General features: G+C 72.1%; 20 protein-coding genes. 11 read left to right on the top strand and 9 right to left on the bottom strand.

Annotated elements, in window-relative coordinates:
- The first annotated feature begins 20 nt into the window (after positions 1-20).
- The 4 genes from ACIRD7_RS01920 (at position 21) to ACIRD7_RS01905 (ending at position 5628) form a co-directional block, all read left to right on the top strand.
- The gene (locus tag ACIRD7_RS01920) at positions 21-2897 is read left to right on the top strand and encodes a glycoside hydrolase family 2 TIM barrel-domain containing protein (protein WP_403448404.1); all 2877 of its coding nucleotides are present in this window, start codon (positions 21-23) and stop codon (positions 2895-2897) included.
- A gap of 113 nt (positions 2898-3010) precedes the next feature.
- Positions 3011-4018, top strand: coding sequence for an ATP-binding cassette domain-containing protein (locus ACIRD7_RS01915; protein WP_403448402.1), 1008 nt, complete (start codon positions 3011-3013; stop codon positions 4016-4018).
- A 1-nt stretch (position 4019) separates the two neighbouring features.
- Positions 4020-4826, top strand: a complete 807-nt coding sequence (locus tag ACIRD7_RS01910) for an ABC-2 family transporter protein (protein WP_403448399.1) — start codon at positions 4020-4022, stop codon at positions 4824-4826.
- A 1-nt stretch (position 4827) separates the two neighbouring features.
- Positions 4828-5628, top strand: coding sequence for an ABC transporter permease (locus tag ACIRD7_RS01905; RefSeq protein ID WP_403448396.1), 801 nt, complete (start codon positions 4828-4830; stop codon positions 5626-5628).
- Between the two features lie 59 nt (positions 5629-5687).
- Here the strand turns inward: ACIRD7_RS01905 and ACIRD7_RS01900 are convergent, their stop codons facing one another.
- From ACIRD7_RS01900 to ACIRD7_RS01885, 4 genes are all read right to left on the bottom strand, one after another.
- A complete protein-coding gene (locus tag ACIRD7_RS01900) occupies positions 5688-7715 on the bottom strand; it encodes a calcium-binding protein (protein ID WP_403448394.1) in 2028 nt (675 codons plus the stop codon).
- A gap of 120 nt (positions 7716-7835) precedes the next feature.
- A complete protein-coding gene (locus ACIRD7_RS01895; RefSeq protein WP_403448392.1) occupies positions 7836-9113 on the bottom strand; it encodes an MFS transporter in 1278 nt (425 codons plus the stop codon).
- Positions 9114-9192: 79 nt separating this feature from the next.
- Entirely contained in the window at positions 9193-9705 is a 513-nt protein-coding gene (locus tag ACIRD7_RS01890) for a hypothetical protein (protein WP_403448390.1), read from the bottom strand.
- Positions 9702-11426: a PHP domain-containing protein gene (locus ACIRD7_RS01885; RefSeq protein ID WP_403448387.1), complete on the bottom strand. Its 1725-nt coding sequence runs from the start codon at positions 11424-11426 to the stop codon at positions 9702-9704. The genes ACIRD7_RS01890 and ACIRD7_RS01885 overlap by 4 nt, the downstream gene beginning before the upstream one ends.
- 243 nt (positions 11427-11669) lie before the next feature.
- Here ACIRD7_RS01885 and ACIRD7_RS01880 point away from each other — a divergent pair, with 243 nt between their 5' ends.
- From ACIRD7_RS01880 to ACIRD7_RS01860, 5 genes are all read left to right on the top strand, one after another.
- Positions 11670-12989: a jacalin-like lectin gene (locus ACIRD7_RS01880; RefSeq protein WP_403448384.1), complete on the top strand. Its 1320-nt coding sequence runs from the start codon at positions 11670-11672 to the stop codon at positions 12987-12989.
- 487 nt (positions 12990-13476) lie between these two features.
- Positions 13477-14295, top strand: a complete 819-nt coding sequence (locus ACIRD7_RS01875) for a hypothetical protein (protein ID WP_403448381.1) — start codon at positions 13477-13479, stop codon at positions 14293-14295.
- A gap of 59 nt (positions 14296-14354) precedes the next feature.
- A complete protein-coding gene (locus ACIRD7_RS01870; protein WP_403448379.1) occupies positions 14355-14957 on the top strand; it encodes a TetR-like C-terminal domain-containing protein in 603 nt (200 codons plus the stop codon).
- Between the two features lie 61 nt (positions 14958-15018).
- On the top strand, positions 15019-16440 hold the full coding sequence (locus ACIRD7_RS01865; protein ID WP_403448376.1) for a hypothetical protein: 1422 nt from the start codon (positions 15019-15021) through the stop codon (positions 16438-16440).
- Between the two features lie 37 nt (positions 16441-16477).
- The gene (locus ACIRD7_RS01860) at positions 16478-17200 is read left to right on the top strand and encodes a hypothetical protein (protein WP_403448374.1); all 723 of its coding nucleotides are present in this window, start codon (positions 16478-16480) and stop codon (positions 17198-17200) included.
- Here the strand turns inward: ACIRD7_RS01860 and ACIRD7_RS01855 are convergent.
- The 4 genes from ACIRD7_RS01855 to ACIRD7_RS01840 form a co-directional block, all read right to left on the bottom strand.
- Complete coding sequence (locus ACIRD7_RS01855) at positions 17187-17612, bottom strand: NUDIX hydrolase (protein ID WP_403448372.1); 426 nt, start codon at positions 17610-17612, stop codon at positions 17187-17189. The two genes, ACIRD7_RS01860 and ACIRD7_RS01855, sit on opposite strands and share 14 nt — an antisense overlap.
- Positions 17613-17685: 73 nt before the next feature.
- The gene (locus tag ACIRD7_RS01850) at positions 17686-18480 is read right to left on the bottom strand and encodes an isocitrate lyase/phosphoenolpyruvate mutase family protein (RefSeq protein ID WP_403448369.1); all 795 of its coding nucleotides are present in this window, start codon (positions 18478-18480) and stop codon (positions 17686-17688) included.
- Between the two features lie 166 nt (positions 18481-18646).
- The gene (locus ACIRD7_RS01845; RefSeq protein ID WP_403448366.1) at positions 18647-20335 is read right to left on the bottom strand and encodes a DUF2264 domain-containing protein; all 1689 of its coding nucleotides are present in this window, start codon (positions 20333-20335) and stop codon (positions 18647-18649) included.
- Positions 20336-20402: 67 nt separating this feature from the next.
- Positions 20403-21428: a rhamnogalacturonan acetylesterase gene (locus ACIRD7_RS01840; protein ID WP_403448363.1), complete on the bottom strand. Its 1026-nt coding sequence runs from the start codon at positions 21426-21428 to the stop codon at positions 20403-20405.
- A gap of 188 nt (positions 21429-21616) precedes the next feature.
- Here ACIRD7_RS01840 and ACIRD7_RS01835 point away from each other — a divergent pair, with 188 nt between their 5' ends.
- Positions 21617-23281 carry a rhamnogalacturonan lyase B N-terminal domain-containing protein gene (locus ACIRD7_RS01835; protein ID WP_403448361.1) on the top strand — a complete coding sequence of 555 codons (1665 nt, stop codon included), beginning with the start codon at positions 21617-21619 and terminating at the stop codon, positions 23279-23281.
- Positions 23282-23311: 30 nt separating this feature from the next.
- Here ACIRD7_RS01835 and ACIRD7_RS01830 read toward each other — a convergent pair whose 3' ends face one another.
- Positions 23312-24385, bottom strand: a complete 1074-nt coding sequence (locus tag ACIRD7_RS01830; RefSeq protein WP_403448359.1) for a family 43 glycosylhydrolase — start codon at positions 24383-24385, stop codon at positions 23312-23314.
- 188 nt (positions 24386-24573) lie between these two features.
- Here ACIRD7_RS01830 and ACIRD7_RS01825 point away from each other — a divergent pair, with 188 nt between their 5' ends.
- On the top strand, positions 24574-26670 hold the full coding sequence (locus ACIRD7_RS01825; protein ID WP_403448356.1) for an autotransporter: 2097 nt from the start codon (positions 24574-24576) through the stop codon (positions 26668-26670).
- Positions 26671-26687 lie beyond the last annotated feature (17 nt).

The following is a 26687-nucleotide window of genomic DNA, read 5'->3' as shown; positions in this document are numbered from 1 at the left end:
TCTTTCAGACCTGGAGAAAGATGTCTTTCCGCACCACCCGACCCGTCGACTACGTAGAGGACGTCTCACCCGGCCGCGGCACCCTCCCGCCGCGCGCCTGGTACGCGTCCTCGGACGCGCACTCCCTGTCCCTGAACGGCAGCTGGCGCTTGCGGCTGTCGGCGACCGCCGATGCCGCGGACGACTCGTTCGCCGCCGAGGGCTACGACGCCGGGGGCTGGGCCGAGGTCACGGTCCCCGGCCACTGGGTCCTGCAGGGCGACGGCGCGTTCGGTTCGCCGACCTACACCAACCACCTCTACCCCTTCCCGGTGGACCCGCCGCGCGTCCCCACCGAGAACCCGACCGGCGACCACCTGCGCCTCTTCGACCTGCCGGACGACTGGCCGGCCCTCGACGACGGCGGTGCCGTCCTGCGCTTCGACGGTGTCGAGTCCTGTGCCCGCGTCTGGTTGAACGGCACGGAGCTCGGCGAGTTCAAGGGCTCCCGGCTGCCGCACGAGTTCGCGGTCGGGCCGCTGCTGAGGCCGGCCGGGAACGTGCTCGCGGTCCGCGTCCACCAGTGGTCGGCGGGCTCGTACCTGGAGGACCAGGACCAGTGGTGGCTGCCCGGCATCTTCCGTGACGTCACCCTGCTGCACCGGCCGACGGGCGCGGCGGGCGACTTCTTCGTGCACGCCTCCTACGACCACACCACCGGCGAGGGCACCCTGCGCGTCGACTCCGACGTCGAGGGGCGGGTGTCCGTGCCCGCCCTCGACATCGATGTCGCCACCGGCGAGCCGGTCACCGTCGCGGTGGAGCCGTGGTCGGCGGAGACGCCGAAGCTGTACGACGGCGAGCTGGTCACCGCGGGTGAGCGCGTGCCGCTGCGCATCGGCTTCCGTACCGTCGAGCTGGCGGACGGCCTGATCAAGGTCAACGGCGAGGCGCTCCTGTTCAAGGGCGTCAACCGGCACGAGTGGCACCCCGAGAAGGGCCGCGCGCTGGACCTGGAGACCATGCGCGCGGACGTGCTGCTGATGAAGCGGCACAACCTCAACGCCGTGCGCACCTCGCACTACCCGCCGCACCCGGCCTTCCTCGACCTGTGCGACGAGTACGGCCTGTGGGTCATCGACGAGTGCGACCTGGAGACCCACGGCTTCACCGAGCAGGGCTGGCGCGACAACCCCGTCGACGACGACCGCTGGACCCCGGCCCTGCTGGACCGCGCGGCCCGGATGGTCGAGCGCGACAAGAACCACCCCTCGATCGTCTTCTGGTCGCTGGGCAACGAGGCGGGCACCGGGCGCGGCCTGACCGCGATGGCCGAGTGGATCCACGGCCGGGACCCCGAGCGGCTCGTGCACTACGAGGGCGACTGGAACTGCCGGGACACCGACGTGTACTCGCGGATGTACGCCTTCCACGACGAGGTCGAGAGGATCGGGCAGCATCTCGACGGGGGGACGCGCAAGCGTCGCGAACTCCCGTTCATCCAGTGCGAGTACGCGCACGCCATGGGCAACGGCCCCGGCGGTCTCGCCGACTACCAGCGCCTGTTCGAGAAGTACGACCGGCTCCAGGGCGCCTTCGTCTGGGAGTGGATCGACCACGGCATCAAGCACCCCGAGCTGGGCTACGCCTACGGCGGTGACTTCGGCGAGGAGCTGCACGACGGCAACTTCGTCTGCGACGGGCTGGTCTTCCCGGACCGCACGCCCTCGCCCGGACTCGTCGAGTACAAGAAGGTCATCGAGCCGGTCCGCATCGAGGGCGACGGCGCCGACGGCACCGTACGCGTGACCAACAAGTACGACTTCGCCGATCTGTCGGCGCTCGCGTTCGAGTGGTCGTACCAGGTGGACGGCGAGACGGTGGAGGCCGGAGCGCTGTCGGTGCCGGCCCTCGCGCCCGGTCAGTCCGCGGACGTGAAGCTGCCCGCGCCGCCGGCCGACGCGGCGGGCGGGTCGGAGGCGCAGTGGACCGTACGGGCGCTGCTGGCGGCCGACACGGCGTGGGCGCCGAAGGGCCACGTGGTGGCGTGGGGTCAGGTGCCGGTGTCCGCGCGGCAGCCGGTGCCGGTCACCGCGAGCGAGAGGCCCGCCGCGGACGAGCGGGTGATCACCCTCGGCCCGGCCTCCTTCGACGCCCGTTCCGGAGCGCTGCGGACGATCGGCGGCGTCGAGGTGACGGCCCCCCGCCTGGACGTGTGGCGGGCGCCCACCGACAACGACGACGGCGCCGAATGGCAGTCCGACACCCGCTGGGGGATGCTGTGGCGCAAGTACGGCCTGCACCGCATGCGGCACCGGCTGGACGCCGTCGAGCTGAGCGACGACGCGCTGACGGTACGGACCCGGGTGGCGCCCGCCGCCCGGGAGGTGGGGCTCGCCACGGTGTACCGGTGGACCTCCGACGGCACCCGGCTGCGGCTGACCGTGTCCGTGACGCCGGAGGGCGACTGGAAGGTGCCGCTGCCCCGGCTCGGGATCCGGCTCGGGCTCGCGCAGGCGGACGCCGTGACCTGGTTCGGCGGCGGTCCCGGTGAGGCGTACCCGGACACCAGGTCGGCGTCGATGCTGGGCCGTTGGCAGGCCGGTGTGGACGAGCTCCAGACGCCGTACGTCCGCCCGCAGGAGAACGGCGCCCGGGCCGACGTGCGCTGGGCGGAGCTCGGCGGGCTGCGGATCGAGGGCGACCCGGAGTTCTGGTTCAGCGCGCGACGCTGGACCAGCGAGCAGGTGGACGCGGCCCGGCACCTGAGCGACCTCACGCCGGGCGACACCGTGTGGGTCCACCTCGACCACGGCCAGCAGGGCATCGGTTCGCAGTCCTGCGGGCCGGGCCCGCTGCCGCAGTACTTCCTGAACGCCGAGCCGGCCGAGTTCTCGTTCGTGTTCTCGACCCTGTAAATCGATTGACCGATTGATCGACTTTCCGACACCGTCGGAAGACCACCAGCGGCCGGTCGGCGCTCCTGCCGACCGGCCGCAACTTGTTTGCCCGGCAAGGGAGTTGATGTCACTTGAATGGAAGTATCGAGGTTCGCGGACTCTCCCGGACCTTCCACAGCACCGTCCGTCGCCCCGGCTTCGCCGGCGCCCTGCGCTCACTCGTCGATCCTGAGCGCGTCGCCAAGCACGCCGTCCGCGACGTGTCCTTCTCCGTCGCCTCCGGCGAACTCCTCGCCCTGCTCGGCCCGAACGGCGCCGGCAAGTCCACCACCATCAAGATGCTCACCGGCATCCTCACCCCGAGCGCGGGCGAGGCCCGGGTCGCGGGCGTGGTGCCGTACGAGGAGCGGGAGCGCAACGCCCGCAACATCGGCACGGTGTTCGGCCAGCGCACCCAGCTGTGGTGGGACCTGCCGGTGCGCGAGTCGTTCGCGATCCTGCGCGACATCTACGAGGTGCCGAAGGCCGAACACGCCGCCCGCCTGCGGGAGTTCGACGACCTGCTCGACCTCTCCTCCTTCTGGGACACCCGCGTCCGCCACCTCTCCCTCGGCCAGCGGGTGCGCTCCGACCTCGCCGCCGCCCTGCTGCACGACCCGCCGGTGGTCTTCCTCGACGAGCCGACCATCGGCATGGACGTGGTGGTGAAGGAGCAGGTGCGGGAGTTCCTGCGGCACCAGGTCGAGGAGCGCGGCCGTACGGTCCTGCTCACCACCCACGACATGACGGAGGTCGAGCGGCTCGCCGAACGGGTCGTCCTGATCAACCACGGACGGCTCGTCCTGGACGGCACGCTCGACGAGATCCGCCGCAAGTACGGCTCGACCTGGCAGGTGCGGGTGACCCTGGCCGACCCGCACACCGAGGTCGGCCCGCTGCCCGGGATCGCGCTGCTGCGGCGCGAGGGCCCCCAGGCGGTCTTCGGGCCGGACGGACCCGACGCCCCGACCGTGCACCAGGCGCTGAAGCAGGTCGTCGAGCGGTACGAGGTGACCGACCTCGCCCTCGACGAGGCGGACCTGGAGGACGTGATGCGGGCCGCGTACGTGCATGCCGGCCCCGCGTCGGGAGGAGCCTGAGATGGCCTCCGTCCTGCACGGCCTGCGGGCCGCCCGCGTCACCCCGCTCGGCGAACTGCACACCCCGCCCCGGATGACGGCGGTCCTGCTGCGGCTGACCGTCCAGGTGGTCCTGGTGGCGTCGCTGTGGCGCGGCCTGTACGCCGACACCGGCAACTCCGCCGGACTGACCCGGGACCAGGCGGTCACCTTCGCCGTCCTGGCCGTACTCGCCTCCCGGCTGCGCGAGCTGGACCAGCAGGCGGGCCGGGACTCGGTGCTCCAGCACATGCACTACGGCACCATCGTCTACTGGTATCTGCGCCCGCTGTCGCCCCAGCGCTACTACGCCCTGCGTGCGCTGGGCGAGCAGTTGTACGGCCTGGCGTGGGCGCTGCTCGGTTACGGGGTCTGCCTGGCCGCGGGAGTGGTGGAACCGCCCGCTTCGGCGACCGTTGCGGCGGCCTTCGCGGTGAGCATGCTGCTGGGCCAGTGGGTCCTCCACTACGTCATGCTCCTGCTCGACCAGCTCTGCTTCTTCACCATCCGCAACCACTCCGCGATGCTGATCCTGATCTTCGCCCAGAACCTGCTGTCCGGGGTGTACGCGCCGCTGTGGTTCTTCCCGGACTGGTTCATCACCCTGAGCGGCTTCCTCCCCTTCCAGGCCACGCTGAACGTGCCGCTGTCGATCTACGTCGGCCGGATCGAACTCGGGGACGCCGTGGCCCAGTTGGCGGTGCAGGCGGCCTGGGTCGTGGTGCTGGCGCTGTTCACCCGCTGGGTGTGGCGGCGGGCCGCGCGCCTCGTGATCTCGCAGGGAGGCTGAGATGTCGCTGAAGGCTCTGCGCATCGTGTGGCGCATCTCGCTGCTCAACATCCGTGCCGCGATGGAGTACCGCACGGAGTTCCTGCTGAACGTCGCGGCCGGCGCGATCTGGCAGGTGGCGGTGATCGTGTTCGCGACGGTGCTGCTGGCCCGGTTCACCGGGATGGGCGGCTGGGACAGCGGGGACGTGCTGCTGATCCCGGCGATCCGGATGCTCGCGCACGGTCTGTTCGTACTCCTGCTGGGACGGATGCACTTCATCGGCCCGCAGGTCCAGGAGGGACGGATCGACATCTATCTGCTGCGCCCGATGCCGGTGCACCGCCAGGTCCAGCTGAACCACTTCCCCACCAACGCGATCGGTGATCTCACGGTCGCGGCGGGCCTGATGGCGGGCGCGCTCGGCCGCAGCACCCTGGACTGGTCGGCGGGCCGCGTCTCCTACCTGATCGCGGCGGTCGTCGGCGGCATGCTCCTGGAGGGGGCCCTGTTCACGGCCGTGGCCTCCGCGTCGCTGCGCTATCCCGCCGCCGACTACTGGAGCCGCTGGCTGGAGGAACTCCTCGGCACCTTCGGCAGCTATCCGCTGAACGTCCTGCCGAAGGCGGTGGGCGGCTTCCTCACCTTCGCCCTGCCGCTCGCGTTCGTCGCGTACTTCCCGGCGGCGGTCCTCACGGGCCACGACACGGCCGTTCCGTACTGGCTGGCCGCGTCCTCCCCGCTGTTGGGGCTCGTGGCGTACCTCGGGTCCCGGGGGCTGTGGCGGTGGGCGCTCGGGCACTACACGGGGGTGAACGGATAGCGGGGCCGGCCGGCACCCCGGGTGGGGGTGCCGGCCGGCTGCCGGGCGGGGCGGGGTGCCTACGGGCAGCTGATCCGCGTGTCCCCGGCGTCCGTCGTGCAGACGTCCAGGCCCAGACCGCCGTTGGCGGTGTCGTTGCCGGCGACGTTGTCGACCGTGTTGAGGGTGTCGTTGCCGGAGTTGCCGAGCAGGGTGTCGTTGCCCGGGCCGGCGTTGAGGGTGTCGTTGTTCAGGCCGCCGTCGACGCGGTCGTTGCCGTAGTTGCCGTACACCGTGTCGGTGCCCGAGCCGGCGTTGATCGTGTCGTCGCCGCCGAGCCCGCACATGACGTCACTGCCGCTGGTGCCGGTCATGGTGTCGTTGCCGCTGGTGCCGATGCGGGTGCAGCCGCGGGAGTTGTTGACCGTGGTGGGGGCCGTGGCGGTGTTGTTGCCGGTGTCCGGGTCGGACTGGTCCGCGGTCACGGTGGCCCGGTCGGTGAGGGTTCCGGTGGCCCTGGGTTCGACGACGACCGTCACGGTGGTGCGGGCGCCGGCGGCGAGGGTGCCGAGGGCGCAGGTCGCGCCGGTGGCCGAGGTGGTGCAGGTGCCCTGGCCCGGGGTGGCCGAGATGACGGTGGCGGCGGGGCCGGTGACCGTGTCGGTGAGGGTGACACCGGTGGCCGAGGTGGTGGTGCTGTTGTTGGCGACCGTCACGGTGAAGGTCGCGCGGTCACCGATGCTGACCGCGCCGGTGCCGGTCTTGGTGACCGACAGGTCGACGCCGGCGGGCGGCGGGGGCGGGGGCGGCGGGGTGCCGACGCCGCCGAGGTAGCGGGCCATGACGCGCAGGCCGTTGAAGCCGCTGTTACCGAAGGCGACGAACCTGCCGTCGGACTGGAGGGCGAGGGCGTTCAGCCGGTCGCCCGAGCCGAAGTCCGTGGTGGTGCGGCCGCCCGTGCCGAAACCGGTGTCGAGACCGCCGTCGGCGTTGAAGCGGGCGAGCAGGAAGTCACCGGCCTGGCCGGCGCCGCCGGCGATGATCCGGTCGTCGGACTGGACCTCGAGGTCTCTCACGCCTGCTGTGCCGCCGAAGTCCGTGGTAGCGAGACCGCCGGTGCCGAAGGTTGTGTCGCGGCTGCCGTCGAGGTTGTAGCGCACGAGCGTGAACGCGCCTGCGCTGAATCCGCCTGCGATGATCTTGCCGGTGGACTGCACGCCCACGGCGTATGCGCTGTTCTCTCCGCCCAGATCCGTGGTGACCTTGCCGTCGCCGCTGAAGGTGGTGTCCGGGCTTCCGTCGGGGTTGTAGCGCGCCACGGCGAAGTCGAAGGCGGTCTCACCCGCGTCGCCGACCATGACAATCTTCCCGTCAGGCTGGAGGGCCATGTCCTGAGCGGACGCGCCGCCACCGCCCGTGTCCGAGAACGCGGTCATGACCACGCCGTCCCCGCCGCCGAAGGCCCCGTCCGGACTCCCGTCGGGCAGGTACCGGACGACCGCGAACCAGCCGCCGGCGTAGGCCCCGCCGACGATCTTCCCATCGGGCTGCACCGCGACACCGACCGCCTGCTCGGCCCCGCCTGCCAGACCGGGGCTGACCCAGCCGTCCCCGCCCCCGAAAGAGGTGTCGACGCTGCCGTCGGAGTTGTAGCGCGCCACCGTGAACCAGCAGCAGCCCGCGAACTCGTCGTCGGTCTCCTGGTGGCGGCCGGCCACGACGATCTTCCCGTCGGGCTGTACCGCCACCCTCTGGGCCACGTCCTCGCCGTTCTCGAAGTCGGTCAGCACCTCGCCGTCGCCACCGCCGAAGGAGGTGTCGACGCTGCCGTCGGCGTTGTGCCGCGTCAGGGCGAACTCGCCGTCGAGGAACTCCGGGTCCTGCTCATACCCGACCGAGACGATCTTGCCGTCGGGCTGGACGGCCACGTCCTCGCCCTCGGCGTAGGTGGAGGTCGTGATGCTGACCCGTCCCCCGGTGCCGAACGTGGTGTCCAGGTCACCGGGTGCGGCGAACGCGTCGTGCGGTACGGCGACGACGAACGCCAGTGCCGCGGCCAGGGCGGACGCGGCACGTAGGGATCCCCGTAGGGAAGCAATGAAGGACATGCCGCCAGAGTCCGGGTGCGGAGACGCGCCTTGGGACGGCTGGCCAGCGAAATCGGCTTACTGGGCCGCAGAGTTCCACCCTGCGGGGTGACCGTTCCGACGATATGAAACGGCCGGCGGTCAGGTCCGGTGCCCCGAACGCCAGATCGGCGTGAAGATCGCGGCGACCGCGACCAGTACGCAGCACGCTCCCGCCAGCAGGGCGACCGGGGCGGTGCCTTGGTGTTCCGCGGCCCAGGTGATGAGGACCGCGCCGATCGGGGCCGCGGAGTAATGGAGGGTCCAGTAGGCCGAGGTGACCCGGCCGAGGAGCGGCTCCGGAGTGACCTCCTGGCGCAGCGACATGGAGCAGGTCCCCGCCATCCCGACGCACGCCAGGAAGGCCGCGGTCAGGGCGGCGACGGCGGGGACGTCCCGCGCCCAGCCGAGCCCGGCGAAGGAGAGGCCGCACACCGCGACCGAGCCGGTCCAGGTCGCTGCGAAACCGAGCCGGCGGCGGACCCGGGCCACCAGCAGCGCGCCGGTGATGGTGCCGAGCGCGCCGACGGCCATGACGGTGCCGACCGTGCCGTCGTCGTGGCCAAGGTCGTGCTTGAGGTGGTAGATGACCAGGTCGTACAGGCCGAGGGTGAGGAAGCTGAAGACGAACAGCAGGGCGGTCAGGGCGCGCAGCACCGGGTGGCCGCGGAGAAAGGCGATGCCGGTGCGCAGGTCCCGCCACACTCCCGACCCTTCCGGCGACTTGCCGGCGCGCACATTCAGCCGTACGAACACCAGGCACGCGGCGGAGAGGCCGAAGCTGGCCGCGTCCACGCCGACGGCCGCGGCGGGGCCCGACCAGGCGGCGACCAGACCGGCGCACAGCGGCCCGAGCACACTTGCCCCGGCGGCGGTGGCGTTGAGCCGGCCGTTGGCCTCGGTGAGCCGCTTGGTGCCGACCAGGCCGCGGACGACGGTGACATAGCCGACGGCGAACAGCATGCCGACGGCCTCGCAGAGCGGCAGGACGACATAGAGCAGCCAGATCTGCGGTCCGAACAGCCAGACCAGCGGGACGAGTCCGTACAGCGTCATGCGCACGAGGTCGCAGCCGATGAGCAGCTTGCGCCGGTCGACGCGGTCCACGACGACCCCGGCGAACACCGCCGCGACGACCGCCGCCGCTCCGCCGACCGCCGTGAGCAGACCCATGCGGGCCAGCGAGCCGGTCGCCTGAAGTACCAGCAGGGGCAGGGCGATCAGGGCGAACGAGTGGCCGACGACGGAGAGGGTCTGCGCGGCCCAGAAGATCCCGAAGTCCCGTTGCCGCCACAGTGGGCGGGCGGGGTCGTCCGGGGGCGGCGCGGGACGGGTGCGGCGTCGGTCGGCCTCGCCTTGGCGTTCCGCGTCGTACGTCACCCGACCCCCGTCCGAAACCGACCCCGGGCATGACGCGCAGTGAAGCGAACGCGACAACCCCCGCCAGCCTACGATCCGTTCAGTGGTCGGCGCAGCACGGCGTGGGATCCGGCACCTCGAACGGGACGAGCGTCCCGCCGACCGCCGGCATGGCGGTCAGGACGAGTTCACCGCCCTGCCAGACGGGCCGGACATGATCTCCCGTCAGCAGCACGGTGTCCGGGGCTGGTTGGTCCCGCGAGCCCAGGACCGTCACGCGGGTGATCGCCGAGCGTGACAGGACGTCGGCGATCGTCAGCGTGCCGGTCAGGGCCGAGGCACCCGGGTAGAGGACCGCCCGGCCCACCGCGTCCGGGATCCCCGGGGCCACCTCGTGTCCTCCGGCCGCGAGCCGCTCCTGGGCGGTACGCAGGAGCGACTCGGACGGGAGGGTGAGGGAGAGGGCCACGCGCGGACGCTCCCCCCGCACCAGGTGGGTGCAGCCGAACGCGTCCTCGGGGAGGGCGAGTTCGGCCGCCAGCGAGTGGAGCAGGTGGTCGGCGGCACGGAGGTCCCTGACACCCGCGTCCACGGTCAGAACGTACGGCGTCACGAGGGCAGGACCCACACCGGGTTGGAGTAGAACCACAGGTCGCGCCACGGGTCGGCGTCGCCGACGACGTCGATCGCCGGGCCGGCCGGGTCCACGGCGGCGCCCATCGGGCCCACGGCGCCCCGGTTGCCGTCGGTGCCGCGCACGCGCACGTAGACGGGGCGGTCGACCTTGCCGAGGTCGTAGGTGAGGCGGACCGTGCCGGTCGACTTGTTCACCTCGTACGACTTGACGACCTTGGCCGTCGGGGCGGTGAAGGTGTCCTTGTCCGCGACCGGGCCGGTCACGTCGCCCTGGATGACGTCCACGCGGGCCAGCTTCGGCACGAACCCGGCCCAGTTGGGGCCGCCGGCCATCGCCACGTCGACGGTCAGCGTGACGTCGGTGCCCTTGCGGACGTGCAGCGCGCCGCCGAGGGTGGCCCAGCGGTAGCCGCCGGTCACCCGGACGTCGAGGCCGCTCAGGAGCTGGCCGTGGTCGACCCAGATACGGCCGGCGCGGATGCCGTCCATGACGGCGGCGTAGGTGAAGCCGTCCGAGCCGACGTGCGTACGGCTGTACTGGCCGGGCCAGTAGTCGCCCTGGGTGATGTCGATCTGGCCGCTGTAGACCGGGTCGTCGTAACGGCCGTTGGTCTCGAAGCTGCCGCCGCCGCGCGCGGCGGTGTCGGCGTAGACCTGGTGGGAGTCGGAGTTGGCGGTGATCCACCAGGGCTTGCCCTCGGCGAGGAGGCTGTCCCACAGGCCGCCGACGGTGGCCGTCATCCAGTCGAAGCCGCCCCAGGTGCGGTAGCTCTCCGGCGGGTAGCCGGCGAAGGAGTTGGCGCTGGGGTTGTTGTCGTAGATGCCGCGGGCGCGGCCCATGCCGAGCGGGGCGGGCAGGCCGGCGGCCTGGTGACCGGGGGCGCCCTCGAAGCCGACGGCGATCTGGCGGGTGCGGCCCGCGTCACGCCAGTTGCGTATCTCGTGCGGGGAGTCGACACCGCGCCGCGCCGGGTGGTTGGCGAGCATCAGCGCGTCCTTGACCTTGCGGCGCCGGATCTGCTCGTCCAGGAAGTTCAGGCCGGCCACGGCGAGGGCCTCGTTGGCGGGCGTCGAGTCCGAGGCGCCCTTGACGCTGCCGTCGTAGTCGGTCTCGAACTGCTTGAGGACGGAGACCTCGTTGCTGCCGGGGTGCACGAAGACGGTGCCGTGCTCGGCGCCCGGGATGTTCCACTCCAGGCCCTGGAAGACGAGGGTGTCCTCGTAGGCCGCGCGGGCCGCCTTGATGTCCGGGTTGACCTTGTCGACGCCGATCTTGGCGTGGGTCGCGCTGCCGTGGTCGGTGATGACCAGCCAGTCCATGCCGTGCCTGGCGCCCTGGCGGACCTGGTCGACGACCCGGTACTTGCCGTCGCTGCTGTACTGCGTGTGGATGTGGTGGTCACCGGCCAGCCACAGGAAGCCCTTCGAGCGGCGGCCGGCGGAGGCCGGGGCGGCGGACGCGGCCGGTGTGGCGGCGGCGGCCGCGGCCGGGGCGACGACGCTCGCGGCGGCCAGCCCGGCGCCCAGCAGGCCCGCCCTGCGCAGCAGCGAGCGGCGCGACTGCTGTTCGGGGGTCAGGGCCTCGTCGGGCACGGCGGGGTCGAAGGCGGCGGGCAGTTCGCCGGCCGGCGCGTCGTGCGAGTGATCGTGGTCGTGCCCGTGGTGGTGGTGATGGCCGTGCGCGTGCCCGTGCCCCATGAACGCCTCCTGGGATGCCGCTGACTGACCGGCGGCTGCCTTCTGACGGCGCTGTTGCGCCCTGTGGAGGATCAAGGCGAAACATGAACATTGAACAAGCGACGCGTGACCGCCGGGTGCCACCGACACGGCGGAACGCCCCGTCCCTCACTGTTTCCTCAACGGCCCTTGTACGTCAGTCTGGTTGACACCGAACCTGAGCAGCGCTCACCTTCTTCGTCACCCACCGGAGACACCCCCACCATGAGAAGACTGATCGGCACCCTCGCGGCCGCCGCGCTCGCCCTGACCGGCCTCACCGCCACCGCGGCCACGCCCGCGACCGCCGCCGGCTCCGGCTCCTTCAACGTCCTGACGTACAACATCGCGGGCCTCCCCCTCGGCCTCGGCGACAGCGATCCCGAGACGAACACGCCGCTCATCGGGCAGCGGCTGGCCCCGTACGACATCGTCAACGTCCAGGAGGACTTCAACTACCACGCCTCGCTGTACGCCAACGACACCCACCCCCACCGCACGGCGACCAGCGGTGGCGCGGCCTTCGGCGATGGCCTCAACACACTGTCGGACCAGCCCTTGGAGGACTTCGAGCGGGTGAGGTGGAACAAGTGCACCGGCACCAACTGCCTGACCCCGAAGGGCTTCACGCTGGCCCGGGTGCGGCTCGCCGAGGGCGTGTTCGTTGACCTCTACAACGTCCACACCAACGCCGACTCCGACGACGCGGCACTGGCCGCCCGCCGCGCCAACGTCGAGCAGCTGTCGGACTTCATCCAGGCCAACTCGTCCGGCAACGCGGTGATCGTCATGGGCGACACCAACACCCGCTACACGCGCGCCGGCGACAACATCCGCACGCTGGTGAGCGAGAACGGCCTCACCGACGCCTGGGTCCAGCTGGTCAAGGCCGGCACGCCCCCGGCGGCGGGCAGCGACCCGCTGCTGTGCGACGCGGCGGCTCCGGCCAACGACTGCGAGGTCGTGGACAAGGTCCTCTACCGCGGCAGCGACCTGCTGAACCTGAACGCCACCCGCTACAACAACGACTGGGCGAAGTTCCTCCGCGCGGACGGCAAGCACCTCTCCGACCACTTCCCGCACACGGTCGACTTCTCCTACACCCTGAACCCGTCCCTGAAGGCGAGCGACTTCTTCGGCGGCCCGCACGGCACGGCCTTCAACGACGCCGACGACCTCCCGGCCACCCCGTCGCCCCGCACCCTGACCCTGCGCGGCGCCTCCCGCCTGGACGCGCTGTCCCTGACCCACGACGGCGGCACGACCCTCACCCACGGCGGCGCGGGCGGCACGGCGACCTCCCTGACCCTGGCCTCCGGCGAGCACCTCACCTCGGTGAAGCTGACCCAGGGCCAGAAGGACGGCCGCACCCGGATCTTCTCGGCGTCCTTCACCACGGACAAGGGCCGCACCCTGTCCACCGGTACGGCGACTTCGGCCACGAAGACCTTCACGGCGCCGCCGGGTTGGCAGATCGCCGGGTTCACGGGGCGTTCCGGCGACGAGATCGACAAGCTGGGGGTGCTGTACGCGCCGGCCGGGTGACGGTGCGAGAATTCCCCGGTGACACCGGAGGCGCTGGGACCGTACAACCGCAGGGTTCGCCTGGTCGTCGAGGTCCGTGACGACCAGGACGAACTGGAGCTGGCCAGCGGGGTGTTCGGCGCCCAGGGGTGGGGAGTGCGGCCGGCGCGGGACGGCGACTCGGTCACCGTGGACGACGGGTACGCCGGGCTGATCGTCGAGGTGCCGGTCCACGGCTCCCGCTGGACGGCCCGGTCGACGGCCGTCGAGCAGCTCACCACGCTCGCCAAGCGGCGCAAGCTGGATCTGTGGGTGCGCGAGAGCAAGCTGATCCCGCCCAGGTCCGGTGAGCCGCAGACGGTCTACCACGTGCACCGCAGGGTGCCCGCCGACGCGGGACCCGTGCTGCGGTGGCTGGCCGAGCACTGGGCGGCCGTCGGCGGCCTGGACGTGCGCCACACACTGCAGCTGCGCGGCGAGTACTCCGACGAGCAACGCGAGCGCGTGGATGACCTCCAACGCACCGCGTCCCAAGCTCGTCCGGCTGGGCTGCGGGGTGATCCTGGCGGGCAGCGGGACGTTCGCCGGATGGATGTGGGGGCGCTCGGACGACATGGGGCTGTCCGGGCTGCTCGGCGGGCTGGGCCTGACGCTCGGCCTCGGGCTCACGGCCTTCGGGCTGTGGTACGCGCTCAGCGCGTCCTGGTTCAGCCGCAACGTGCAGTGGTTCCTGCCGGTCCTCGCCGCGCCGCTGCCCTTCGTCCTGCCGTGGGTCGGGGCGTTCCTGCACGCCGTCTATCTGGAGGACAGGTTCGGGATCCCGGCCGACGCGGTCCATGTGGGCTTCTACTGGCAGTACCTCGTGGCCCTGCGCCCGCTGGCCGTGGCCGTGCTGTTCCTGCTGGGACTCATCGCGCTGGCGGGCTGGGCGCGGCATTTCAATGTGCAGGCGCCCGTGAGCGGGTTCTTCCGCCTCTCACTGGTGCTGGCGGGGCTGATCGCCGTCCTGACCGTGGTGCAGATCGCGCTCGACGACGTGGAGAAGGCCGCCGATCGCGCGATGAGGGCGGCCGGCGCGGGCCAGCGTCCGCCCGGCTACTTCGGGCTGCGCGCCGAACTCGTCTGCGTCCGGCCCCTGGGCGACGCGACACCCGTCGTCAACGGCCCGGTCCCGACAGGCCATCCGGTGCTGTCGTTCCGGCCGAGCGGCGACACGGTCTGGCTCTGGGACCCCGCACCGTCCCGGGGCGACGACACCGAGCGCCACGCCCTGCGGGTGCGCGCCGAGGACGTGCAGCTCGTGGTGGCCCACGGTACGCGGTGCTGACCTCCACTAGCATCCTGCCTAGGATCTTTAGGTTTCCGCAGTCGGAGGACACACGCCCCATGGCCCGCGCAGGACTCACCGCCGACCGGCTCGCGGCGGCCGCCGCCGAGCTCGCCGACGAGGTGGGCTTCGAGAAGGTCAGCCTGTCCGCGCTGGCGCGGCGTTTCGGGGTGAAGGACGCGAGCCTGTACTCGCACGTCCGCAACCTCCAGGACCTGCGTGTCCGGGTCGCCCTGCTGGCCGGCGGCGAGATGATCGACCGGATCGCCGCGGCCGTGGCGGGGCGCGCCGGGAAGGACGCGCTCGCCGCCTTCGCGGATGCCTACCGGGCCTACGCCCTGGAGCACCCGGGGCGCTACGCGGCGACGCAGATCCACATCGACCAGGCCCTGGTCGCCGACTCCCCCGCCATGCGCCGCACCGCCGAGATCACCTACGGCATGCTCCGCGCCTACGGCCTGCAGGAACCCGACCTCACCGACGCGGTCCGCCTGCTGCGCAGCACCTTCCACGGCTACTGCGCCCTGGAGTCCACCGGCGCCTTCGGCGCTCCCCGTGACGTGCGGGAGTCCTGGGAGCGCGCGGTCGACGCCCTGCACGTGGCCCTCGCCAACTGGCCGCGCGAGGAGGACAACCGGCGGCCGCCCCAGTTGTCACCCTGACCACTTAGACTGGAAGCTTCGCGGAGGTCACACGCCGCCGCCACGGGGGAGGGAGCGTGTCTTGTCCCAACAGCAGCTCGGACGCGGTCCCTTGAGGTCCCGTCGGCCCGACCCCGCACCCCCCTCTCCCGACGCCGACGACTCGGACACCTCGCCCCCGGCGCGCTTCGTCGGCTGGCTCGGAGGCCTGGGCGCCGCTGCCGCCGGGTACGGCGTCTTCCAGTTCCTGTTCAGTGTGCTGCCCGACTCCATCGACGGCTCGGCCGCCCGCTATCTGATCTCCGGCGTCAGCGGGCTCGGCACCTTCGTCGCGGCCTGGCTGGCGGCGAGTCTGCTGCGGGCGCGGACGGCGGCCGGCTCCGCTCAGGCTCCCGCGGTGGGGCCCGGCGCGATGGCCCCGCGAGCGCCCGGCCCGCTGCCGGTCGTGTTCGCCACCGCCTACGACACCCTCGTCGACCAGGTGTCCGTGGTGGAGGACCCGGAGCACGGCCGGCTCACCGGCTGGCCGCACTCCCTCGGCGAGGACACGCCCTCCCGGCCCACCCCCGTGGGCACCGCCTACGGCCTGCACATCATGCTCGACCTCGGCGTGCCCGAAGGGCGGCTCAGCATCGGCGAGCTCGTCGAGACGCTGTGGCGGCTGCGACTCCCGGACGGTGGCTGGTCGGCACGCTCACAGGGCTCCGAGGCGCGCCCGGAGGTCACCGCGCTGGTGCTCGGGGCGCTGGCCCGGGCGGGCGCGCCCGCCGAGCGGCTCGCCGCCGAGGTGGACCGCTGCACCGACGGGTTCACCCGTCAACTCGACCGCGCCGGAAGGGAGTCCACCCACGTAGTGACGACCGTGCTGCGCGGGCTGCTGCGCGCCGCACCCCGCTGCGAGGTCCTGCCGCTGCTGCGCGAGGCCCTCGCGGACGGCGCGATCAGCGACCCGCGCCGCGACCATCTGCGCTGCTGGGGCTACCGCCTGCAACCGCCGTACGGCAGGCCCTCCCCGCTGCACACCGCGCAGGCCGTCGTCGCCCTGGACCGGGCGGCGCGGGTGCTGGGCGAGGACGGCGACGCGCGTGCCGAACGCGCCCGCGCCGCCCGCGAGGACGGCATCCGCTGGCTGCTGTCGTGCCCGGACGCACCCCACGACACCTGCCCCGACCTGGCGAACCTGCACGAGGAGGTGCGCCGCCCGCGCACCGACGACCCCGCGCGCCACGAGGTGCTGAACGTACGGCACTTCACCGCTTCCTGGCTGGCCCGCGCCCTGCTCTCGCCGAGCGCGCTGGAGATCGCCCGCGCGGAGGGCCTGGAGGAGGAGCTCCGGGTGCGGCTGGAGGGTGCCGTCGCCGCGGTGTGGGCCGGGCAGAGGGACGGCATCTGGCTGTGGGCGCGGGACGAGGCCGCCGACCGGCGACGGCCGATGTGGATGACCTATCAAGGTCTTTCGGCGCTGCGCGCGCATGCCGTATGGATGTACCAGCCGCACGGCTGAAGTCAGGTGAAAACAGCGCGCGTTGGAGGATGAGTGCATGGGCGGTCGGCAGGTCCTGGCGGCACGAAGGCTGCTGGCAGGGGCGCTGGACGGTGAACTGCCCGAGCACGAGCTGGTGGCCGCGGCCCGCGCGGTCGTCACCGAACTCGGCTCCCCCGAACGGCTGCTGGAGCTGGTCGCCGAACTCGCCTCGGGCGAGGGGGATCCGGACGCCTGCGCCCGCCTGTCGTACCGGCACGTCCTCGGCTTCGACAAGCTGCTGCTGATCGACGGCGGACCGCGTCAGATGCTGCGCGCGCACGTGTGGCACCCCGGTGCGGGCGCGATCGGCAAGGAGGACATCCACAACCACCGCTCACCGCTGGCGTCCTATGTCGTACGGGGGCGGCTGGCCATGGAGCTGTACGAGGTCGGCGACGGCGGCATCGCGGCGGCCCGCTACGAGGAGTCGCTGGCGGAGCATTCGGCGAGCTGGATGCTGGAACCGGCCGGGCCGGCCCGGCTGCGGCTGACGCATCTGGGCCAGTACGCGGCGGGCAGCTCCTACGCCCTGCCCGCGCGCACCCTGCACCGGGCTTGGTGCGACACGGACGCGCCGACGGTGACGCTTTTCCTGGAAACGGGTGCCGAACGGCGGCCGCACACCGATGTGTTCACGTCGGCGGGCCCGCACCCGGGCGCGGTGGCGAAGGTGCCGTTGGGGACGGCGGAGTACTTGGCGGCGCTGCGGGAGCTGGCGGAGCGGCTCAGAACTCTGTGAAGGCCTGCCGGACGATGTCGAGGTTGTACTCGTCGATGTCGACCGTGGTCAGCTCCGCCCACGCCAGCCAGGCGGAGTCCTGGTCGGGCTCGGGCAGGGTGATCGCCCTGGTCAACGGCCTGACCAGGAAGTTGTCCTGCCAGTTCTTGATCTCGTGGCCGCGGTAGTCGCTGAGGAAGGACGACTCGCCGACCTTGCGGACGACCTCGCCGAGCAGACCGGTCTCTTCCTTCAGCTCGCGCAGGGCGCCGTCCCGGGGACTCTCACCGGGCTCCAGCTTTCCGCAGGGGACGCCCCACACGCGGGGCAGGAACCGCTCCTTCTCGCTGCGGCGCACCAGAAGCACCCGCTGCTTGTCGTCCATCACGACGGCGGCCGCCAGTCGCCTGTCGCCGGGGATGTCCATGGTCATGGTTCCTCGGTCCCTCGCCGGTGATGAGTCCAAAGGGTCTGATACCCGGGAAAGAGTCAAGGCTAACAGGAACCTACGGTGTGTCGCTGTGAGTCACGTCGCTGTGAGCGGCGTCCCCGCGCCGGCTGAGCGCGTCCACCTCGCCGTACGACGGGACGGCCCCGCCCGGTGTCCGCCCCTGCCTGATCTCGGTCATCGTCTCCAGCGCCGCGCCCAGCGCGCGCCGGTAGAGCAGGGAGCCGAGGCTGACCCGGCGGACGCCGAGGTCGGCGAGTCGGGGGACGGTCGGGCCGGCCGGGCTGTAGAGGATGTTGAGGGGCAGGTCGAGGTGTTTCACCAGGTCGGCGATCGCCCTGGGTTCGGTGAGGCCGGGTACGAACACGGCGTCGGCGCCCGCCCGTTGGTAGGCGTCGAGCCGGTCCCGCGTGTCGAGCTCCGCGCCGCCCAGCCAGTAGGTGTCGGTGCGGGCGTTGACGAAGAGGCCGGGCGCGGCGGCCTTGACGGCGGCGATCTTCTCGGCGTGCAGCGCGGGCGAGCCGAGCCCGTCCTCCAGGTTGATGCCGGCGGCTCCCACGGCGACGAGTTCCCGGGCGAACTCCGCGACCTCGTCGGGGTCGTCGCTGTAGCCGCCCTCCGCGTCGACGGACAGGAGGTACGGTCCCGAGCCCAGCGCGAGGGCGAGCCGGAGCGTTTCGTCGCGGGTGGCCGACGCCCCGTCGGGCAGGCCGACGGCGGCCGCGAGGCCGAGGCTGGTCGTACCGATCGCGGGGAAGCCGTCGGCGGCGAGCGCCCGCGCCGAGGCGTGGTCCCAGGCGTTGGGGAGGAGCAGCGGCGCAGGGCCGTGGTGGAGTTCGGCGAAGGTGGTCACGGCGGTCTCCCTGCGGCGTCGGCGGCGGGACGGCTTGCGTCCTGCCCGCAACGCTAGGCCCGGGTCGCTTCGGTGCGGGCCGAACCGACCCCGACGGCGTAGCGAAGCGGCCCCGCCTGCGCGGCGACCGGCTCGGTCCCCCTGGGAAGCCGGCGTCCGCGACCGCTCAGGCCCGCACGCTGACGCCCTCGCCGTCCGCGAGCCGGGCCTCGACCGCGTGTCCGTCGTTCCAGCGGACGTGGATCGTCCCCCCGTCGTCCACCCGCACGGACACCAGTTCCGCCAGCGGCGCGGGGTCCCGCTCGGCGGTGAGCCGGACGAGGGCGACGAACAGGGTGTCCTGGTCACCGGTGGCACCGGAGAGGTCGTCGGCCAGGCCGGTGACCGGCCGGATCTCCGCGCGCGCCGCGTCGCGGCAGGCCCAGCCGGTGACCCGCACCGGCGTCCCGGGCGCCGCGCCGGCCACCAGATGGGCCCGCACCTCCACGGCCCCGCGCGCGAGCACGAGGCTGGTCACCCGGGCCCCGCCGCCCGCCGTGTGCCGGGAGGCCGCCCAGCCCTCGCCCACGCCGAGCGGCACGATGTCCGTGCGGCTCGGGTCGTGGCCGACGATCACGCTGTTGTCGTACCACCGCGAGGGCACCGTCGCCGTCGAGTAGGCGAGCCGGGTGTAGTACGGGTCGTAGCGGACATCCTCGCTGCCGTGGTTGTGCAGGCGGACCAGGCCGTCCGAACGCGTGGACTGCAGCAGCCAGTTGGGGGCCCGGACGGCGGTGACCTCGTCGGCGAGCTCGGACGGGGCGGGCTCCTCGGTGGCCGTCCAGACCTCGTGGTCGGCCGGGAGGAGCAGGGCGAGGAAGGCCTTGCTCGCCCAGTACGGCGACGCGGGGCCCGAATAGCCCTGCAGCACCGTCTCGTCGGGGCCGTGCCAGCCGAGGGTGAGCAGACCGTTCGCGTCCACCGCGCCGCGCTCCAGGAAGTACTTCAGCGCGCCGGAGGCCAGCCGCCTCGTCCGGCCGGGCGACAAGGGCGTGTGTCCGGTCAGCGCGCCGAGCCACAGCGGGGCCGTCGTCGCGAAGCGATACGTCAGCGACCGGCCCTGGTGCATGGGGGCGCCGTCGCCGCCGAACAGGCGGGCGTAGTCCTCCAGATGGCGCGACAGCCTGCCGCCGTACAGGTCCAGGAGCCGTTCGTCCCGGGCCAGCCAGGCGTGCAGCACCGGGTACAGGTGCATCGCCCAGCCGTTGTAGTAGTCGTACTTGCGGCCGTCGCCGTCCGTGTACCAGCCGTCGCCGACGTACCAGTCCTCGATGCGGGCCAGCCCGCGGTCGATCGCCTTGCGGGACGCCTCGGCCTCGTGGCCGATCTCCTGGAGGAAGCCGCCCACCGTCACCGGGAACAGCTCCCAGTTGCAGGGCCAGGCCTCGGCGGTCAGCGCGTCGCCGAGCCAGGCCGCCGCCCGCTGCCGCACCGGGTCGTCGAGCCGGTCCCACAGCAAGGGCCGGGTCAGGCGCAGCGCGAGCGCGATCGACGCGGCCTCGACGAGGGGCTGGCCGCGGTCCTCGATGCGCGGCCAGACGCCCGAGACGCCGGCCGCGAGGCCGTCGGCGTAGCGCTCCAACGCCGTCTCGTCCCGGCGGAAGGCCGCCAGCAGGAGCGTACGGGCGTAGCCCTCCAGGCCGTCGGAGAGGCGGCCCGACCAGCTCTCGTGGTCGCCGGGGAAATGGTAGAGGGCGCGGTCCGCGGTGGCGTACGGCTCCACGGCGGCGAGCAGGGCGTCGGCGGCGGCCTCCCAGTGGGCGCGGGTGCAGCCGGTGTGCGGGCTGAGCGTGCGGTCGTCCGGGGGCAGGTGCATCGGGTCTCTTTCTGGCCGGCCGGTCAGGCCTGGGGCGCCCCGGTTCCGGTCGGGGCGCCCCAGGGGTTCATCCCACCCGCACCAGGCCCTGCGGCACCAGATGGCGGGCGAGGAGTCCGTCGCGGACGAGGCTCGCATACACCTTGGCACCGTGCACCGAGGTGTGGGTGTTGTCCCGCTTCTCGTCGTACAGGTACAGCGCCTTCGACGCCTCGACGCCGAGGGACTCCACCAGGGCCTTGGTCTTGGCCGTCAGGTCGATCAGGGGGACGTCCTGGGCGGCGGCGACCGAGCGGACGACCGCGGGGTGGTCCACGCACAGGCCGTTCACGAGCAGGGCGGTGCCGTTGTCCAGCGTGCCGTCGGCGTTGAACCAGCGGCGGACGATCGGGGTGAGGAGGACCGGCTCGCCTCCCTTCTCGCGCACGCCCGCCACCAGTGTCTCCAGATTCGCCCGGTACGTCGCCCCGTCGGTCGTCTTGTCGTTGTGGGCGAGCTGGACGAGGACGAGGTCGCCGCGGCGGATCCGCGGCTGGACGGTGGCCCACAGACGGGCGTCGGCGAGGTAGCTGACCGTACTCTCGCCGGAGTCGGCGTAGTTGGCGACGGACAGGCCTTTACGGAGGTACTGCGGCAGCTGCTGGCCCCAGCCGGCGTACGGGTCGCCGGGCTGGTCGCAGACCGTGGAGTCGCCGACGAGGAAGAGCCGGCGGGTGTGCCGGGCCGGGGTGACCTCGATGCCGGCCAGGGCGGGTACGGAGCCGCCGAGGCGCAGGTCGAGGCCGGGGCTGCCCTCGGGGCCCGTCGGCTCACCCTCCGGGGTGCGGACGTCCACGGTGAAGCTGCGGGCGACGCGTTCGCCGGCCGCGACGGCCGTCTCGGGGAGCAGGGCGCGACGGGTCTCGCCCGCGATGCTCGTGCTCGACGCCGCCCCGCCGCCCAGGAGGACCTTGACGTCGTAGGTACCGGGCGGGACCTCGAAGTGGCAGGCGTCGGCGGTGCAGTTGCCGTGCGCCCGCGCCTGGGCCGGTGCCGCGGTCAGCACGGTGCCCAGGGTGGCCGCCACCAGTACGGCGATGCTGAAACGTCTCATGCGCGCCTCCTCGCTCGGATGAACCCGGCGTGCGCCAGGACCGTACCCGTTTCGACAAGCGCTTTCTAGAGAGAAAACGCAAGTTCCATCAGGTACCAAGTCCCAGCATGCGCAAGCCCTTTCGCGAAATCGATTCAACTGTCACTCTGCACAGCACCCGCACCCCCACTCCGAAGGAGGCACCCCCCATGTCCGGATCCCACGGCAGATCCGTTCGCCGCCGCACCTTCGTCCTCGGCGCCACGGCCGCCGCCGGCACGGCGGCCCTCTCCGGCACCGCGCGCGCCGCGGCCTTCGGCTGGCGCGACGACGGCTCGAACTACGTCGTCGACACCGGCGCCAACCTCGTCTTCAAGGTCGGCAAGACCAACGGCGATCTGACCTCGCTGGTCTACCGCGGCACGGAGTACCAGGGCTACGGCGGCATGAACTCGCACATCGAGTCCGGCCTCGGCGCCTCCACCGTGTCCGTCAGGCAGTCGGGTTCGACGATCCTGATCTCGGTGGCGTACGGCACGCTGCGGCACTACTACGCGGCCCGCAGCGGCGAGAACAACATCTATCTGTGGACGAACAAGGCCGACACGTCCGTCTCCGCGACCCGCTACATCCTGCGTGTACGAAAGGGCCTGTTCCGCAACGACGAGCCCGACTCCTACACGTACACCAGCAGCACCGTCGAGGCCTCGGACGTCTTCGCGAAGTCCGACGGCCAGACGCGCTCGAAGCACTACTCCCGGCTCCGGGTGATGGACTACGACTACATCGGCTGGAGCGGCGGCGGGGTCGGCCTGTGGGTCGTGCGCAGCAATCACGAGAAGGCCTCCGGCGGGCCGTTCTACCGCTCGCTGCTGCGCCACCAGAGCGCGGACGGCGGCGGCCTGTACGAGATCCTGTACTACGGCCAGAACCAGACGGAGGCCCAGCGCTTCGGCCTCCAGGGCCCGTACGTCATCGCCCTCACGGACGGCGGGGCGCCCTCCTCGTCGCTGTTCCCGGGCACCCTCACCACCTCGTGGGCGGACTCGCTCGGCATGTCCGGGTACGTCGGCGCGAGCGGGCGCGGCCGGGTGGCCGGGGTCGGCATCTCCGGGCGGAACACGGCGTACCCGTACACCGTCGGGCTCGCCAACCCGTCGGCCCAGTACTGGGGTTCGGCGCGCGCCTCGGACGGCTGGTTCTCGATCGGGGGTGTGCTGCCGGGGACGTACACTCTGACGGTCTTCAAGGGCGAACTCGCGGTGCGCACGGGGTCGGTGACGGTCACGGCGGGCGGCACGACCACGCTCAACACGATCGCGATCCCGTCCTCGAACGACCCGGGGAACGCGAACGTCATCTGGCGGATCGGCGACTGGAACGGCACGCCGGGCGGCTTCAAGAACGCCGACCTGATGACGTACGCGCACCCTTCCGACGTCCGGGCCGCCCCCTGGACCGGCAACGTGGTCGTCGGCAACGACGAGACGGCCTCCTTCCCCTGCTACCTCTGGAAGGACGTCAACAGCGGGATCCTGGTGTACTTCGGGCTGACCGCGGCCCAGGCCGCCGCCGCGCACACCCTGCGGATCGGGGTGACGACCGCCTACGCCAACGGCCGCCCCCAGGTCACCGTCAACGACACCTGGACGTCCGCCATCCCCTCCCCGCCCACCCAGCCGAGCACCCGGTCGCTGACCAACGGCTCCTACCGGGGCAACAACCACACGTTCACGTACAGCGTGCCGGCGTCCGCCTGGAAGACGGACCCCGGCCAGTACAACGTGCTGCGGATCGACGTGGTGAGCGGTTCGGGGACGACCGGCTATCTCAGCGCGGGCACGGCGATCGACGCGATCGACCTGCTCGCCTGACGGTGTCTCAGGTGCCGCGCGCACTCTCCTTCACTCGACAGTCGTGTCCGCTACGGGTACGCCGAAGTCCGGGGTGCCGTCCGCGTTCCAGCCGAGCCGCTGGACGCGGGTGTGGCGGTTCGGGTCGTTCAGCGGGTCGCCGGCGATCTCCTTGTACTGGCGGGCGTGGTACACGAGGACGTCGCCGCGGCCGTCCTCGGCGACGGTGAAGCAGTTGTGGCCGGGTCCGTACTGCTTGGTCGTGTCGTTGCTGGTGAGGACCGGGGTCGGCGACTTGGTCCAGCTGCCGGGGTCCATGAGGTTGCTGTCGGCGTCGGCGGTGAGCATGCCGACGCAGTAGTGGTGGTCCGTGGCGGAGGCCGAGTAGGTGAGGAAGATCCGGCCGTTGCGCTTGAGGGTGTAGGGGCCCTCGTTGACCTTGAAGCCGACGCACTCCCAGTCGTACTCCGGTGTGGACAGCCGGATCTGAGGTCCCGTCAGGGTCCAGGGGTTCGCCATCTCGGAGAGGAACAGGCCGGTGTTGTTGTCCATCCCGGGTTCGTGCTGCGCCCAGCAGAGGTAGCGGGTGCCCCGGTGGGTGAAGGTGGTGGCGTCGAGGGAGAAGGTCTCCCAGGCCGTCCTGACCTGCCCTCTCTCCACCCAGGTGCCCTTGAAGGGGTCGGGGTGGGCGTTCTCCAGGACCCAGATGCGGATCCGCCAGACGTCCTCGGCGGGCGCGGCGGCGAAGTAGACGTACCACTTGCCGCCGATGCGGTGCAGCTCCGGCGCCCAGATGTGCGCGGCCATGTCGCCGGTGGGGTGGGCCCGCCAGATGACCGATTCGGCCGCCGTGGACAGGCCGCCCAGGGTCCGGGAGCGGCGCAGGACGATCCGGTCGTACTCGGGGGCGGTGGCCGTGAAGTAGTAGCGGCCGTCGGTGTGGCGGTGGACGTGGGGGTCGGCGCGCCGGCGGACCAGAGGGTTCGCGTAAGGGGCCGGCTTCGGGGGCCCGGCGTGGGCCACGCCGGGGATGCCCGAGGCGGCGGTCAGGGCACCGGCGGCTGCGGCGCCCCTCAACAGCAGTCTGCGGCTGGGGATTTCGGGCAGGTCGTCTTCGCGGCTCATACGGACTGCCTCTCGGGGTTCTGAGGGGGGATGCGTTCGAAATGCCAGACGTGATCTGCCATTACGAACGCCGAAAAGGTAAGGGTGCGCACCGTGGAGGTCAACGGGTTCGACGGGACGGGTGAGAGCGCTTTCCCCTCGCGCTCGAATTTCTGTTATCGGCCGCCTCCCCCACCGTCTCCCATGACGTGCGCAGCCTCACCGACCAGACAGCAGCGGCCGCCGGCGCCCTCGCGGCGGTCGCCGCCCTCACTCTCGCGGCTCCCCCTGCGGCGGCCGCCGGCCCCCGGGACATCTCCGCCGACGTCCTCCGCGGCCGGGACGTCACGCTCGGCGGCGACACGGTGGTCACCGTGCCGCCCGGCAGGACGACGTACGACGGCGTCCTGCGCGGCGAGGGCACCCTCACCGTGCGCGGCACCGGGACACTGATCCTGACCAGGGACAGCGATTTCACGCTCCCCAGGTCCCGGCAGCGGCAGCAGGTGAGCGTCCTCGGCGGCAACCACCCGTACGTCACCACGGCCAACCCCGACCCGCCCGCGATCACGGTCGAGCGCGGTGCCACCCTGCAGTACGGCGACGGCGGCACGACCGGCCTGATCGGCCACTTCCCGTACAACACCCCGGCGTTCCGGCTCAACCAGGACAACATCCGGGTCGACGGCACCCTGCGGCTGTCATTGACGAGCGCCTACAACCTGGGCACGATCAGCGGCTCCGGACTCATCACCCAGCCCCGGTTCCTCTGGGGCACCTGGGACCTCACGTCCGGCCCCTTCTCCGGGGTGATCGACAACGGCACCCAGGCGAACGCCGGGCGGCCGGAGTTCGCCACCTCACTGCCGAACGCGCGCAAGGTCCTCAACCAGGGCACCTGGACCGTCGACACCCCGCTCGGCCGGACCGTCACCCTGGGCATGGACTTCTACCAGCGCGAGTACGGCAGTGACATCAACGTCCAGTCACGGCCCGGCGGCAAGGTCGTGCTCACCGGCCAGTACAGCTGGTCGGACCAGGGCGGCGACACCGACCCCTCGCTCAGCGACCCCGCCCTGAACTGGACGCCCGCGCGGAAGAACGTCAACAAGCGCGGCACCAACATCAAGGGCGCCGACGTCCAGTGGGGTGACGGGACGACGAACGAGATCTTCATGCCGGGGACCGCCGAGACGGTCTACATCAACCTGCTGGCGGCCAGGTCCCGTTCGCTCCTCACCTTCGACTACAACGGCCCGGTGACGCTCGGCGCGCCCATCGGCGGCGGCAGGTACCACGACACGCTGTCCGCTCCCGGCGCCGGTGACATCGTCATCAAGGGCACGCGGGGCAACGACGTCACCTTCGCCGCCGTGCAGTACTACGACGGCTCGACGACGGTCGAGAAGGGCGCCGTGCTGCGGTTGGGTAGCGGTGCGCGGGGCGGCGACGGAGGGCTGTACACGCGGGGGGCCCGCCACAAGGTCGTCAACGACGGCTCACTGGTGCTGAACAACGCGGCCAAGCCCCTCACCCTCCCCCGGATCGCCGGCAGCGGGTCGCTCACGCAGGCGGGGCCGGCGACGGCGACGCTGACGGGGCCGGGAGTGACGTACACCGGCAGGACGACGGTCAGGAAGGGCACGCTGGCGCTGCGCGGCGGCGCGACACTCACCCGCAGCGAGTCGATCAGGCTCTCCTCGGCCGACTCCCGTCTGGACGCGGGCACTTCGGGTCTGCGCGTGAGGACGACCCTCACCGGCAAGGGGACCGTGACGGGGGCGGTGAGGAACGAGGGCGTGGTGGCCGGCCCGCTGACCGTCTCCGGCGCCTACACGCAGTCACCCAAGGGCGAACTGGTGCTGCGCGAGGGCCCGTTGAAGGTGACCGGCGCGGTCCGGCTGGCCGGTGACCTGGACGTGGCGAGCATCGCCGAGGCGGCGAAGCCGGCCCGGCGGATCACGGTCCTGGACCACCGGGGCCGGGCGAGGACCACGGGCACCTTCACCGGACTGCCGGAGGGCAGGAAGCTCCAGCTCGACGGCACCACGTACCGCATCTCCTACCGGGGCGGCGACGGCAACGACGTGGTCCTCACGGCCGTCACCGTGAGCCCCTCCCCCGGCTCGGACGCACCCCGTACGGCGACCGGCGCCGACGCCTCCCCCGGCACCCGCGCCGCGGGCAACGGCCTCGGCTGGTGGCCGTACGTCCTCGCCGCCGGGCTGCTCGTGGGCCTCGCGGCACCGGCGGCCCGGCGGGGCCGCGGGCGACGGCGGGGCGGGCGGCACGCGGGGCGGGGCTGAGTGCTTCGCCGGATGTG

The sequence above is a fragment of the Streptomyces sp. NPDC093568 genome (assembly GCF_044764945.1).
GTDB lineage: Bacteria > Actinomycetota > Actinomycetes > Streptomycetales > Streptomycetaceae > Streptomyces.
The sequence above is the reverse complement of the archived record's forward strand: the minus strand, read 5'-3'. Positions and strand labels throughout refer to the sequence as shown.